This is a genomic window from Streptomyces sp. JNUCC 63, from assembly GCF_054366325.1.
In genome coordinates this window covers 6324015-6337863 of sequence record NZ_CM135963.1, presented here as the reverse complement: position 1 = coordinate 6337863, position 13849 = coordinate 6324015, and the positions used below count along the sequence as shown (strand labels likewise).

Here is a 13849-nt window from a genome sequence, read left to right as displayed (position 1 = left end):
CGCCCCCTCCCGGAAGGCCGGTGAGGGGGCGCCCTCGATGTGCGCGTGGGTGGTTCGGCGGTGGTTCAGCTCTTCTTGAGCTCCCAGAACCGGAACACGGTGGAGGCGTCGAGGCAGTACTGCACCCCGTAGACGCCGTCGCGGACGACCGCGTACTGCTTGGCCTGCCAGACCGGCAGGATGGGCAGCTGTTCGGCCACGATGTCCTGGAGCTGGCCGTAGTCCCGGTCGGTGGCGCCGCGGTCGCGCTCGGCGGCGGTGTCCGGGATGAGCGTGCCGGTGATGGTGCTGTTCTTGTAGCGGTTGTTCAGGACGTTGTCCTTGCCGAAGAAGGGGGCGGTGAAGTTGTCGGCGTCCGGGTAGTCCGGCACCCAGCCCTTCACGTAGACGCCGTACCTGCCCCGGGCGATGTCCTTCTCGTACTGCTCGAAGGACACGGACTTGACGTCGGCCTGGAACAGTCCGCCGGCGTTGAGCTGTGCGGCGATCGCCTTCAACTGCTGGTCGGTGGCCGGGCCGTAGCGGGACGGGGTGGACCACAGAGTGAGCTTCACCTTGCCGGTGATGCCCTCGCCTCGCAGTGCCTCTGCGGCCTTGGCCTGGGAGGGGTGGCCGCCGTAGGTGTCGAAGAAGGCCGTGTTGTGGCCGGCGATACCGGCCGGGATGATCGAGTACAGCGGGGTCGCCGTGTCCTGGTAGACCTCCTGGATCAGGGCGTCGCGGTCGATGAGGTGGGCGATGGCCTTGCGCACCCCGAGCTTTCCGGCCACGGGGTCGTCCATGTTGAAGACCAGGTGCTGGACTTCGGCGCTGCTTCCCTCGACGACGTTGACGCCCTCGGTGTTCCGCGCCTCGAGGTCGGCGATGTCCTTGGCGGTCAGGCCGCGGTAGGCGACGTCGACCTTGTTGCCGAGCAGGGCCTGCTTCAGGGCGGACTGGTCGCTGTGGAAGAACTTCAGGGTGACGCCGGCGTTCTTGACCTCGGCGGTGCCCCGGTAGTTCTTGTTGGCCGAGAAGACGGCCTCGTCCTTGCTGAAGGATTCCAGCTTGTAGGGGCCGGAGCCGACCGCCTTGCCGTCCCGGCGCAGTCCGTCCGCGTCGTACTGCCGGTGGTTGACGATGGAGCCGGCGCCGGAGGCGATCTTGCTGGGGAAGGTGGCGTCGGGGGTCTTCAGTGTGAAGACGACGGTCTTGTCGTCCGGTGTGCGAACGGTGTCCAGCATGGTAAACATGATCGCCGGGCCGCCCTCATCGTTGATCTTCAGCATGCGGTCGAAGGAGAACTTGACGTCCTCGGCGGTCAGCGGGTCGCCGTTGCTGAATTTCAGGCCGTCCTTCAGCGTGCACTGGTAGACCTGGGCCCGGCTGTCGGTGAAGGAGCACTCCTCGGCCGCCTCGGGCTGCGGTTCGGTGCCGCCCTTGGGGAAGCTGAGCAACGACTGGAAGACGTTGTTGAACAACAGCCAGGAGCCGGGGTCGTAACCGGAGGCGGGGTCCGTGGCGAGGACGTCGTCGGACATTCCCACGACCACGGGGGAGCCGGTGGCGCCGCTGTCGGCGCCGCAACCGGTCAACAGGCCGGAGGCCAGCCCCACCACGATGGGCAGGGTCGGCCACTGGTTGCGCTTCTTCACTGTATGTGCCTCGTCTTCGGTCTTGTCAAGCCCGGTACCGCCGTTTCCGGCGCCGGACCGGGCCCTGTGGGACAGGACCGTGGGGAGACCTCAGCCGCCGACACCGCGGCCGAGCTCCCACAGCTGGAGGGTCGCGGAGGAGTTGACGGCGTACGCGGTGCCCGTGATGGTATCGCGGGCGGCCACGTACTGCTTGCCCTGCCACAGCGGCAGCAGCGGAACCTCGTCGGCGACGATGTCCTGAATCGTGTTCAGGCTGGTGGATGCGGAGAGCCGGTCGGCCTGTCGACGGGACTGCGGGATCAGGGTGTTGCGGATCTCACCGTTGGCGTACGGGGTGTTGAGGGTGTTGCCCTTGTCGAGGAACGGAGCCAGGTAGTTGTCGGCGTCCGGGAAGTCCGGGAACCAGCCCATGCCGTAGACGTCGTACTTGCCCTTCTTCTCCGCCGGGCGGAAGGTGTCCCAGAGGGCGCCCTGGATGTCGACGTCGAACAGGCCGCTGCCGTTGAGCTGCTGACGAAGGATCTCGAACTCCTTCTTGGTGGCCGCGCCGTAGTGGTCGGTCGTGTAGTGCAGCGTCAGCTTCACCGGGGTGGTGATGTCGGCCTTGGACAGCAGGGTGCGGGCCTTGTCCACGCTCGGGTCGCCGTACTTGTTGAAGAAGGCGTTGGAGTGGCCGGTGATGGTGGCCGGGACCATCGAGTACAGCGGCTCGGCCTGGGTGCCGTAGACCTTGGCGACGAGTTCGTTGCGGTTGATGAGCTGGGCCATGGCCTCGCGCACGGCCTTGTCCTTCACCGACTCGGCGTCGGTGTTGAAGCCCAGGTAGCGGATCTCCAGGCCGGGCGTCTCGACGATGTCGATGTTGTCCTTGGAGTCGGCGGTGAGCTTGCGGATCTGCTCGGGCGTCATGCTGCGGGTCATGACGTCGATGTCACCCTTGTCCAGCGCGGTGCCCATGGCGTCGGCGTCCGGGAAGGAGCGCAGCTCCACCTTGTCGTTGTTGAGCTTCAACGTCCCCTTGTAGTTGGGGTTCTTGGTGAAGACGGCGTTGACCATCTCGTCGTCCTTGACGTTGGCCTTCATGGTGTACGGGCCGGAGCCGTCCACGTCGAAGCCGTCGCGCAGCTTGTCCTTCTCGTACTTCTTGGAGCTGACGATGCCCGCGACGGGCGTCGACAGCTTGTACGGGAAGACGGCGTCGGCGGTGTTGAGGTGGAAGATGACCTCGCGGTCGCCCTGGGTCTCCACGGTGTCGATGGTGGACAGCAGGCCGGCCACGCCGGTGTCGGCGTTGATGGCGCGGGCGCGGTCGACGGAGAACTTCACGTCGGCCGCGGTGATGGGGTCGCCGTCGGCGAACTTCAGGCCCTCTCGCAGGGTGCAGGCGTAGCGCTCGTTGCCGCTGTCGCTGAAGCCGCACTTCTCGGCGGCCTCGGGGACGGGGTCGCCGTCGCCCTTGGGCTGGACCATCAGGGTCTGCACGGTCTGGCGCAGGATGTTCCAGGTGCCGACGTCGTAGGCGTACGCCGGGTCGACGGGCGCGGGGTCTTCCTTCGAGGTGGTGAACCGGTCCGTGGTGCCGACGACGATGGCGTCGCCGCTCTTGCTGCCGCTGCCGGAACCGCCGCACGCGGCCAGTACTGGCGCGAGCAGGCCGGCTACGGCCGGCAGCACCAAAGTCTTGCGGTTCATGCTCGAGTTTCTCCAGGGCTGTTCAGTCCGTGTATCCGGCATGCAGGGGTGTTGCGACGGATCACGGGGGCAAGGGTGATGTTCTCGCGATGAGGTTAGTAGGCCCCTGCAGGAAGGTTCACGGCCGCGGGAGTTGAGTTCCCATCACACAGCGGAACCGGGCGCGGACGTTCCGAAAACCCGTGACCGGAAGGATTCGTGCAGGGTTCCACCAATCGGGACACAAGGGTGCGCGCACGGTCCCCGAAAGGGGGTGAACGGCACACCTGGAACCCCTTGTCGACCCCCGGGGAAGTGGGGAACATCACACGATCAACCAGTGCGGCGACCGCCAGAATTCGACCGTCCAGCGGGTGCGAATTCGTGTGGATGCCCGCCGCGGGGCTTTTCCCGCGGGGCTTGGCACACTGGGTGAACAGTCAGCGCATTTCTGTCATCAGGCCGTGCAGAAATGACAGGTTCACGTCTTCCAGGGAGGGGACGACGGTGCGCCGGGGGGCCGGGGAGATGGGGGCGACGGAGGGTACGGCGACCACCTGGCAGCCGGCGGCCTCCGCCGCGGTGACTCCGGTCACGGTGTCCTCGACCACCGCACACCGGGCCGGGTCCACGCCCAGTCCGACGGCGGCCAGCAGGTAGGGGTCGGGATAGGGCTTGGTGCGGGAGACCTCGTCGCCGGCCACGGACAGGGCGAAGTGCTGGGGGCCGAGGGAGGTCAGGACGCGGTCGATGATGCGGCGGTGGGAGGCCGAGACCAGGGCGGTGGGGATCCGGTGTGCGGACAGCTCGGCCAGCAGCCGTGCGGCGCCCGGCATCAGCGGCAGCGCGCCGTCGATACGGACCTCGAACGCCTCGTTCAGCAGCGTGGTGATCTCGGCGAGGGTGACGGCGGCGCCGGTGGCCTCGATCAGGAAGCCGGCGCTGCGGGTCATGGGGCCGCCGACCACGACGTGTCTCCAGGACTCGTCGAGCGTGTGTCCGAGCGCTGCGAAGACCTCCACCTCGACGTCCCACCAGAAGCCCTCGGTGTCCACCAGGGTGCCGTCCATGTCGAGGAGCACGGCCTGCAGGGCCGGCCCTTCGGCCATGAGGGTCTTCTCTGCCCGGGCGGAGCCGGGAGCTTGGGGAAGGGTGCCGAGCGCGGGAACGGTACTGGTCATCCGGCGTACCTCCTTGAGGGACGACCAGGCCGGTTCCCCATGGGGAACCGGCCTGCAGTGGACCGACCAGTGTACGGCGCCCGCAACCAAAACGCGTTGTGGGCGCCGCGGCGTCCCCCACCCGGGCGCCGTTCCCGGGGCAGGGCCCGCACCGGGCACCCGGCGCACGGGGCAGGCGCGTACCCGTCCGGACGGAACGGAGTGGATGGGGTCAGCGGGCGTTGAAGTACTTGGCCTCCGGGTGGTGGATCACGATGGCGTCGGTGGACTGTTCGGGGTGGAGCTGGAACTCCTCCGACAGGTGGACGCCGATGCGCTCCGGCCGGAGGAGGTCGGCGATCTTGGCGCGGTCCTCCAGGTCGGGGCAGGCTCCGTAGCCGAGGGAGAAGCGGGCACCCCGGTACTTCAGCTCGAACATGCCCTGGATCTCGTCCGGGTCCTCGCCCGCGAAGCCCAGCTCGGCACGCACGCGCGCGTGCCAGTACTCGGCCAGGGCCTCGGCCAGTTGTACGGACAGGCCGTGCAGTTCCAGGTAGTCGCGGTAGGAGTCGGCCGCGAAGAGGCGGGCGGTCTCCTCGCCGATCTTCGAGCCGACGGTGACCACCTGGAAGCCCACCACGTCCGTCTCCCCCGACTCCTCCGGGCGGAAGAAGTCGGCCAGGCACAGCCGGCGCCCGCGGCGCTGGCGCGGGAAGGTGAAGCGGGTGCGCTCGTTGCCCTGCTCGTCCAGGACGATCAGGTCGTCGTCCTTGGAGACGCAGGGGAAGTAGCCGTAGACCACCGCGGCCTCGAGCAGGTTCTCCGTCTGCAGGCGGTCCAGCAGGCCGCGCAGCCGGGGGCGGCCCTCCGTCTCGACCAGTTCCTCGTACGTCGGCCCGTCACCGGTGCGGGCCTGCTTCAGCCCCCACTGGCCCTTGAACAGGGCACCCTCGTCCAGCCAGGACGCGTACTCCTTGAGCTGGATGCCCTTGATCACCCGGGTGCCCCGGAACGGGGGCTCGGGGACCGGGTTGTCCGTGGCGACGTCCGAGCGGACGTGCCCCTCCTCCGGGCGCTCCTCGATCTCCACCGTCGCCGCCCGCACCCGGCGCTGCCTGAGCTCGGGCAGCTTCGCTCCCGGCACGCCCCGCTTGACCCCGATCAGCGCGTCCATCAGGCGCAGGCCCTCGAACGCGTCACGGGCGTAGCGGACCTCGCCCTCGTACAGCTCGTGCAGGTCCTGCTCGACGTATGCCCTGGTCAGAGCCGCGCCGCCGAGGATCACCGGATAGCTCGTCGCCAGGCCGCGGGTGTTCAGCTCCTCCAGGTTCTCCTTCATGACCACCGTGGACTTCACCAGCAGCCCGGACATGCCGATCACGTCGGCCCTGTGCTCCTCGGCGGCCTCCAGGATCGCCGAGACCGGCTGCTTGATGCCCAGGTTGACGACGTTGTAGCCGTTGTTGGAGAGGATGATGTCGACCAGGTTCTTGCCGATGTCGTGCACGTCCCCGCGCACGGTGGCCAGCACGATCGTGCCCTTGCCGGCCTCGTCGGTCTTCTCCATGTACGGCTCGAGATGGGCGACGGCCACCTTCATCACCTCGGCGGACTGCAGCACGAAGGGCAGCTGCATCTGCCCGGAGCCGAACAGCTCACCGACCACCTTCATGCCGTCCAGCAGGGTGTCGTTGACGATGTCCAGGGCCTTACGGGTCTCCAGGGCCTCGTCCAGGTCCTGCTCCAGGCCGTTGCGCTCGCCGTCGATGATGCGCCGCTTCAGCCGCTCCTCCAGCGGCAGCGCGGCCAGCTCCTCCGCCTTGCCCGCCTTCAGCGACTTCGCCGTGGCGCCCTCGAACAGCTGCATGAGCTTCTGCAGCGGGTCGTAGCCCTCGGACCTGCGGTCGTGGATCAGATCCAGGGCCGTTCGCACCTGCTCCTCGTCGAAGCGGGCGATCGGCAGGATCTTCGACGCGTGCACGATCGCCGAGTCCAGGCCCGCCTTGACGCACTCGTCCAGGAAGACGGAGTTCAGCAGGATCCGGGCGGCCGGGTTCAGGCCGAAGGAGATGTTGGACAGGCCGAGGGTGGTCTGCACCTTCGGGTGCCGCCGCTTCAGCTCGCGGATGCCCTCGATGGTGGCCACGCCGTCCTTGCGGGACTCCTCCTGGCCGGTGCAGATGGTGAAGGTCAGGCAGTCGATGAGGATGTCCTCCTCGCGGATGCCCCAGTTGCCGGTCAGGTCGGCGATCAGCCGCTCGGCGACCTCCACCTTCCTCTCGGCGGTACGGGCCTGGCCCTCCTCGTCGATGGTCAGCGCGATCAGCGCCGCCCCGTGCTCGCGGGCCAGCGCGGTGACCCGCGCGAACCGCGACTCGGGTCCGTCGCCGTCCTCGTAGTTCACCGAGTTGATCACCGCACGGCCGCCCAGCTTCTCCAGGCCGGCCTGGATGACGTCGACCTCGGTGGAGTCCAGCACGATCGGCAGCGTCGAGGCCGTGGCGAACCGTCCGGCCAGCTCCTCCATGTCCGCGACGCCGTCCCGGCCGACGTAGTCCACGCACAGGTCCAGCATGTGCGCGCCCTCGCGGATCTGCTCCCGCGCCATCTCCACGCAGTCGTCCCAGTGGCCCTCCAGCATGGCCGCGCGGAACTTCTTCGACCCGTTGGCGTTCGTCCGCTCGCCGATCGCCAGGTAGGACGTGTCCTGGCGGAACGGGACGGTCTGGTACAGGGAGGCCGCACCCGGCTCGGGGCGCGGGCTGCGCTCCACCGGCGTCAGGTCCCGCACCCGCTCCACCACCTGGCGCAGATGCTCCGGCGTCGTACCGCAGCAGCCGCCCACCAGGGACAGCCCGTAGTCACGGACGAAGTGCTCCTGCGCGTCCGCCAGGTCGGGCGCGGTCAGCGGGTAGTGCGCGCCGTCCTTGGTGAGGACCGGGAGGCCGGCGTTGGGCATGCAGGACAGCGGGATGCGCGCGTGCCGGGACAGGTAGCGCAGGTGCTCGCTCATCTCCGCCGGGCCGGTCGCGCAGTTGAGGCCGATCATGTCGACGCCCAGCGGCTCCAGCGCGGTCAGCGCCGCGCCGATCTCCGAGCCCAGCAGCATCGTCCCGGTCGTCTCCACCGTCACCGACACGATCAGCGGGACGTCCAGGCCGGCCGTCTCCATCGCACGGCGGGCGGCGATGACGGCGGCCTTGGTCTGCAGCAGGTCCTGCGTGGTCTCCACCAGCAGGGCGTCCGCGCCGCCCGCGAGCAGGCCCTCGGCGTTCTGCTGGTAGGCGTCGCGGATGGCGGTGAACGTGGTGTGCCCGAGGGTGGGCAGCTTGGTGCCGGGACCCATCGAGCCGAGGACCCAGCGAGGCCGGCCGTCCCGGCCGGTGAACTCGTCCGCCGTCTCGCGGGCGATGCGGGCGCCCGCCTCGGACAGCTCGGTGACGCGCTCGGCGATGTCGTACTCGCCCAGAGCGGTGAGGTTGGCGCCGAAGGTGTTGGTCTCCACGCAGTCCACGCCCACGGCGAAGTAGGCGTCGTGGACCGACCGGACGATGTCCGGCCGCGTGAGGTTCAGGATCTCGTTGCAGCCCTCGAGGTTCTGGAAGTCCTCGAGTGTCGGCTCCTGGGCCTGGAGCATGGTGCCCATCGCTCCGTCGGCGACCACCACACGGGTGGCGAGCGCCTCGCGGAGGGCGGACACACGGGTCCGGCTGTCGGCGGAAGGGGTCTGCGGCAACGAGGCCATGAAGGGGCTCCCTCTGGATGCGACGGCTGTCGGCTTCGCGTCTCCCCCCGGGGCGGAACGCGCGGTTCCGGGGAACCGACGCACAGCTTCCCAAGGGGGCGCACGCCGCCAGGGTAGCCGGGACCGGACCCCGATGAGCGGGGCGTCCACCAGGCGGACGAGGATGGCCGGCGGGTCATCCCGGGGGGTCGGGTCATGTAACAGGTACTGACCGACCATTGGCGGTGAGTCGGCATGGACCGGTAGTGTTCGGCATTGCCGAACGGGCGGCACGAAAGTCGTCCGCCGACGGTCGAAGGGGACGGAGGCAGGACGGCGATGGCACGGAACATCCAGTCGCTCGAAAGGGCGGCCGCGATGCTGCGGTTGCTGGCAGGCGGCGAGCGGCGACTGGGCCTGTCGGACATCGCCTCCTCACTGGGTCTCGCCAAGGGCACCGCCCACGGCATACTGCGCACCCTCCAGCACGAGGGCTTCGTCGAACAGGACGAGGCCTCCGGGCGCTACCAGCTGGGCGCGGAGCTGCTGCGCCTGGGCACCACCTATCTCGACGTGCACGAACTGCGGGCGCGTGCCCTGGTCTGGACGGACGACCTGGCCCGCTCCAGCGGGGAGAGCGTCTACCTGGGCGTACTGCACCATCACGGCGTGCTGATCGTGCACCACGTCTTCCGCCCGGACGACAGCCGGCAGGTGCTGGAGATCGGCGCGATGCAGCCGCTGCACTCCACGGCTCTGGGCAAGGTGCTCTCGGCCTACGACCCCGTCGCGCACAGCGAGGCGATCGAGGCCGACCGCAAGGCGTTCACCGACCGCACCGTGTGCGACCTGGACGGCTTCGAGCGCATCCTCGACGTCACGCGCGCGCGTGGCTACGCCGCCGACGTGGAGGAGACCTGGGAGGGCGTCGCCTCCATCGCCGCACCCATCCACGACCGGCGGCGGATGCCGGTCGGCGCGGTCGGCATCACCGGTGCCGTGGAGCGGGTGTGCCCGGAGGGCGAGCTGCGCCACGAGCTCGTCGCGGCGGTACGGGACTGCGCCCGCGCGGTCTCGCGCGATCTGGGCGCCGGGCGGTTCTGAACGCCGTACGGCCCCGCACGGAGCCGCACGACACAGAGGCCGGTACGTCGGTGACGTACCGGCCTTCCGCATGCCCGCAGCGGGCCCGGCCACCCCGGCGATCAGTAACGATCGCGCTTTCGACAGCAGAGCTCTTGACGCCCGCCCGACGGCAAGGTGAGACTCCCGTCCATCGGTCGGCATTGTCGAACACCTTTTGGCAATACGCGCTAGAGTGTGACAACGCCAGGGCCGGCATCGCTCTCACCCCGAGGGCGCCAGACCCCCGGTGGGACCCGGGGTTCGGCTACCCCGGACGAAGGACAAAGGAGTCGCGGGTGTCCAGCTCCGACATCTTCATCGGCGAGACCATCGGTACCGCCGTACTCATCCTGCTCGGCGGCGGAGTCTGCGCCGCCGTGACCCTGAAGGCCTCCAAGGCCCGTAACGCCGGCTGGCTCGCCATCGCCTTCGGGTGGGGCTTCGCCGTGATGACGGCGGTGTACATCTCGGGCCCGCTCTCCGGTGCCCACCTCAACCCGGCCGTGACGGTCGCCCTCGCCGTCAAGAACGGCGGCTGGGCGGACGCTCCGACCTATGTCGCCGGCCAGCTGCTCGGCGCCATGATCGGCGCGGCTCTGGTCTGGGTCGCCTACTACGGCCAGTTCCAGGCCCACCTCACCGACCGGGAGATCGTCGGCGGTCCGGGCGCGCAGGCCACCACCGCCAAGGCGGTCGAGGCTCAGGAAAAGGGCGCCGGCCCGGTCCTCGGCATCTTCTCCACCGGCCCCGAGATCCGGAACGCGGTGCAGAACCTCGCCACGGAGATCGTCGGCACGATCGTGCTGATCCTCGCCGTCCTCACGCAGGGCCTGAACGCCGAGGGCAACGGCCTCGGCGTCCTCGGCGGCCTGATCACCGCACTCGTCGTCGTCTCCATCGGCCTGTCCCTCGGCGGTCCCACGGGCTACGCGATCAACCCCGCCCGTGACCTCGGTCCCCGTATCGTCCACGCCCTGCTGCCCCTGCCCAACAAGGGCGGCTCCGACTGGGGCTACGCCTGGATCCCGGTGGTCGGCCCGCTCGTCGGCGGCGCCATCGGGGCGGGCCTCTACAACGTGGCCTTCGCCTGATGAGCCCGGCGCTCCAATCCTTCGCGCCCCGCACACCGCGCCTCGCCGCACGCGCCGTAACCACCGCCCCATCGACCACGGACCTCAGGAGCACACAGTGACCGACGCCCACACCGCCGGCATCGCATCCCACGGCCAAGGGCCGTTCATCGCCGCCATCGACCAGGGCACCACCTCCAGCCGCTGCATCGTCTTCGACCGGGACGGCCGGATCGTCTCCGTCGACCAGAAGGAGCACGAGCAGATCTTCCCCAAGCCGGGCTGGGTCGAGCACGACGCCACCGAGATCTGGACCAACGTCCAGGAGGTCGTCGCCGGAGCCATCGAGAAGGCCGGCATCACCCGCGACGACATCAAGGCCATCGGCATCACCAACCAGCGCGAGACCACCGTGCTGTGGGACAGGAACACCGGTGAGCCCGTCCACAACGCCATCGTCTGGCAGGACACCCGCACCGATTCCCTGTGCAAGGAGCTCGGCCGCAACGTCGGCCAGGACCGCTTCCGCCGCGAGACCGGCCTTCCCCTCGCCTCCTACTTCGCCGGTCCCAAGGCCCGCTGGCTGCTCGACAACGTCGAGGGCCTGCGCGAGCGCGCCGAGGCGGGCGACCTGCTCTTCGGCACCATGGACACCTGGGTCATCTGGAACCTCACGGGCGGCACGGACGGCGGCAAGCACGTCACCGACGTCACCAACGCCTCCCGCACCCTCCTGATGAACCTGCACACCATGGAGTGGGACGAGAGGATCTGCGAGTCGATCGGCGTGCCGCAGCAGATCCTGCCCGAGATCCGCTCCTCCGCCGAGGTCTACGGTGAGATCAAGGGCGGCAAGCTGGGCGAGCTGCTCGGCGGCATCCCGGTCGCCTCCGCGCTCGGCGACCAGCAGGCGGCCCTGTTCGGCCAGACCTGCTTCTCCGAGGGCGAGACCAAGTCGACCTACGGCACCGGCACCTTCATGGTGATGAACACCGGCGACAAGATCATCAACTCCTACAGCGGGCTGCTGACCACCGTCGGCTACCAAATCGGCGACGACAAGCCGGTCTACGCCCTGGAGGGCTCGATCGCCGTCACCGGCTCCCTGGTGCAGTGGATGCGCGACCAGATGGGCCTGATCTCCACCGCCGCCGAGATCGAGACGCTGGCGCTCTCGGTCGAGGACAACGGCGGCGCCTACTTCGTGCCGGCCTTCTCCGGCCTGTTCGCCCCGTACTGGCGCTCCGACGCCCGCGGCGTGATCGCCGGACTGACCCGGTACGTCACCAAGGCGCACCTCGCGCGCGCCGTCCTGGAGGCCACCGCCTGGCAGACGCGGGAGATCGCGGACGCCATGACCAAGGACTCCGGGGTGGAGCTCACCGCCCTCAAGGTCGACGGCGGCATGACCTCCAACAACCTGCTGATGCAGACGCTCTCGGACTTCCTGGACGCCCCGGTGGTGCGCCCGATGGTCGCCGAGACCACCTGCCTCGGCGCCGCCTACGCCGCCGGTCTCGCCGTCGGCTTCTGGAACAGCACCGACGACCTGCGCGCCAACTGGCGCCGGGCCGCCGAGTGGACCCCCCGCATGGACGCGGACATCCGCGACCGTGAGTACAAGAACTGGCTCAAGGCCGTAGAGCGGACCATGGGCTGGCTCGAGGACGAGGAGTAAGAAACCGCAATGACCAGTCAGTCCACCCTGCAGTCCGTGCCTGCCCTGGGGACGCGCCCGGCCTCCTGCTCGAACCCGAGCCGTGCCGAGACCCGGGAGCGGCTCTCGAAGGCGACGTACGACCTCCTCGTGATCGGCGGCGGCATCCTGGGCATCTCCACCGCCTGGCACGCCGCGCAGTCCGGCCTCAGGGTGGCTCTGGTCGACGCCGGCGACTTCGCCGGCGCCACCTCCTCCGCCTCCTCCAAGCTGCTCCACGGCGGTCTGCGCTACCTGCAGACCGGCGCGGTGAAGCTGGTGGCGGAGAACCACTTCGAGCGCCGTGCGGTCTCCCGCCAGGTGGCCCCCCACCTGGCGAACCCGCTCACCTTCTACCTCCCCGTGTACAGGGGCGGGCCGCACGGCGCGGCGAAGCTCGGGGCGGGCGTGTTCGCCTACTCCGCGCTGTCCGCCTTCGGTGACGGCGTGGGCCACCTGCTCAGCCCGGCGAAGGCCGCGCAGGACGTGCCCGAACTGCGCACCGAGAACCTCAAGGCCGTGGCCGTCTACGGCGACGACCAGATGAACGACGCGCGCATGGCGCTGATGACGGTCCGCGCGGCCGTCGGGTCGGGCGCGGTCGTCCTCAACCACGCCGAGGTGACCGGGCTGCGCTTCACCCGGGGCCGGGTCACCGGCGCCGAGCTGAGGGACCGGCTGTCCGGCGACGAGTTCGGCGTGGACGCCCGGCTGGTGCTGAACGCGACCGGGCCGTGGGTGGACCACCTGCGCAGGATGGAGGACCCGAACGCGGCGCCGTCCATCCGCCTGTCCAAGGGCGCGCACCTGGTGCTGAAGCGCACCTCGCCGTGGAGGGCGGCGCTGGCCACCCCGATCGACAAGTACCGCATCACCTTCGCCCTCCCCTGGGAGGACATGCTGCTGCTCGGCACCACCGACGAGGAGTACGAGGGCGACCCGGCCGATGTCGCGGTCAACGACAAGGACATCGCGCAGATACTCGACGAGGCCGCGTTCTCCATCCGCGACCGGCAACTCGACCGCGACCTGATCACGTACGCCTTCGCCGGTCTGCGGGTGCTGCCGGGCGGCCCCGGCGACACCGCCAAGGCCAGGCGCGAGACGGTGGTGACCGAGGGCAGGGGCGGCATGCTGTCCGTCGCGGGCGGCAAGTGGACCACCTTCCGGCACATCGGCCGTACGGTGATGAAGAAGCTGGAGTCGCTGCCGGGCGCCCCGCTGGGCGAGGACTTCGAGCCGATCTCCGCGCTGCCGAAGAAGCTGCCGCTGCCGGGCATCGCCAACCCGCGCGCGGTCGCCCACCGGCTGCTGGTGGACCGTCCGGCGCCCGGCCCGCGCATGGCCGCCGACACCGCCCGGCACCTGGCCACGCACTACGGTTCGCTGGCCTTCGACATCGCCCGGCTGGCGAACGAGAACCCGGAGCTGGGCGAGCGGATCCATCCGGACGCCCCGGAGATCTGGGCACAGGTCCTCTGGGCCCGCGACCACGAGTGGGCCGAGACGCCGGACGACGTGCTGCGCCGGCGTACGACGCTGACCATCCGCGGTCTGGCCACGGACGAGGTCCGGGCGAAGGTGCGGGACCTGCTCGGGGGGAATTGAACCCTCTCCCAGCCGAAGGCAGGGACATTCCCGGCTCACGCCACCTGCGGGCCCAGCGGACCAGCAGGTCTTGCACGATCAACACCAGCCGGGGTGGAACCAGCCCGGTTCGGCACTGCGGGCAAAGGAGTTGCCGTGCCGGCTTGGTTCTCGCTCAG

8 protein-coding genes are annotated in these 13849 nt (G+C 69.5%); 4 read left to right on the top strand and 4 right to left on the bottom strand.

The genetic code is table 11. The features are described 5' to 3' along the window. Positions 1-65 precede the first annotated feature (65 nt). The 4 genes from ACX25U_RS29175 to metH form a co-directional block, all read right to left on the bottom strand. The gene (locus tag ACX25U_RS29175; protein ID WP_454384355.1) at positions 66-1634 is read right to left on the bottom strand and encodes an ABC transporter substrate-binding protein; all 1569 of its coding nucleotides are present in this window, start codon (positions 1632-1634) and stop codon (positions 66-68) included. A 90-nt stretch (positions 1635-1724) separates the two neighbouring features. Next, positions 1725-3329 (bottom strand): ABC transporter substrate-binding protein, encoded by a 1605-nt coding sequence (locus ACX25U_RS29170; protein WP_454384353.1) that lies wholly within the window; start codon positions 3327-3329, stop codon positions 1725-1727. Positions 3330-3748: 419 nt separating this feature from the next. Next, positions 3749-4489 carry an HAD family hydrolase gene (locus ACX25U_RS29165; RefSeq protein WP_454384351.1) on the bottom strand — a complete coding sequence of 247 codons (741 nt, stop codon included), beginning with the start codon at positions 4487-4489 and terminating at the stop codon, positions 3749-3751. A 211-nt stretch (positions 4490-4700) separates the two neighbouring features. After that, positions 4701-8213: a methionine synthase gene (metH, locus tag ACX25U_RS29160; RefSeq protein ID WP_454384349.1), complete on the bottom strand. Its 3513-nt coding sequence runs from the start codon at positions 8211-8213 to the stop codon at positions 4701-4703. Positions 8214-8531: 318 nt separating this feature from the next. Between metH and ACX25U_RS29155 the strand changes: the two genes are divergently transcribed. The 4 genes from ACX25U_RS29155 (at position 8532) to ACX25U_RS29140 (ending at position 13691) form a co-directional block, all read left to right on the top strand. Then, positions 8532-9296 carry an IclR family transcriptional regulator gene (locus ACX25U_RS29155; protein WP_454384347.1) on the top strand — a complete coding sequence of 255 codons (765 nt, stop codon included), beginning with the start codon at positions 8532-8534 and terminating at the stop codon, positions 9294-9296. Positions 9297-9613: 317 nt separating this feature from the next. Then, positions 9614-10408, top strand: coding sequence for an MIP/aquaporin family protein (locus ACX25U_RS29150; RefSeq protein WP_454384345.1), 795 nt, complete (start codon positions 9614-9616; stop codon positions 10406-10408). A 97-nt stretch (positions 10409-10505) separates the two neighbouring features. Next, positions 10506-12065 carry a glycerol kinase GlpK gene (glpK, locus tag ACX25U_RS29145; RefSeq protein ID WP_454384343.1) on the top strand — a complete coding sequence of 520 codons (1560 nt, stop codon included), beginning with the start codon at positions 10506-10508 and terminating at the stop codon, positions 12063-12065. Positions 12066-12074: 9 nt separating this feature from the next. Beyond that, a complete protein-coding gene (locus ACX25U_RS29140; RefSeq protein ID WP_454384341.1) occupies positions 12075-13691 on the top strand; it encodes an FAD-dependent oxidoreductase in 1617 nt (538 codons plus the stop codon). Positions 13692-13849 lie beyond the last annotated feature (158 nt).

What these genes read in the sequence shown, in the direction of transcription:
- ACX25U_RS29170 (WP_454384353.1), bottom strand. Translation starts at nt 3,329, where the DNA reads ATGAACCGCAAGACTTTGGTGCTGCCGGCCGTAGCCGGCCTGCTCGCG.
- ACX25U_RS29165 (WP_454384351.1), bottom strand. Translation starts at nt 4,489, where the DNA reads ATGACCAGTACCGTTCCCGCGCTCGGCACCCTTCCCCAAGCTCCCGGC.
- metH (WP_454384349.1), bottom strand. Translation starts at nt 8,213, where the DNA reads ATGGCCTCGTTGCCGCAGACCCCTTCCGCCGACAGCCGGACCCGTGTG.
- ACX25U_RS29155 (WP_454384347.1), top strand. Translation starts at nt 8,532, where the DNA reads ATGGCACGGAACATCCAGTCGCTCGAAAGGGCGGCCGCGATGCTGCGG.
- ACX25U_RS29140 (WP_454384341.1), top strand. Translation starts at nt 12,075, where the DNA reads ATGACCAGTCAGTCCACCCTGCAGTCCGTGCCTGCCCTGGGGACGCGC.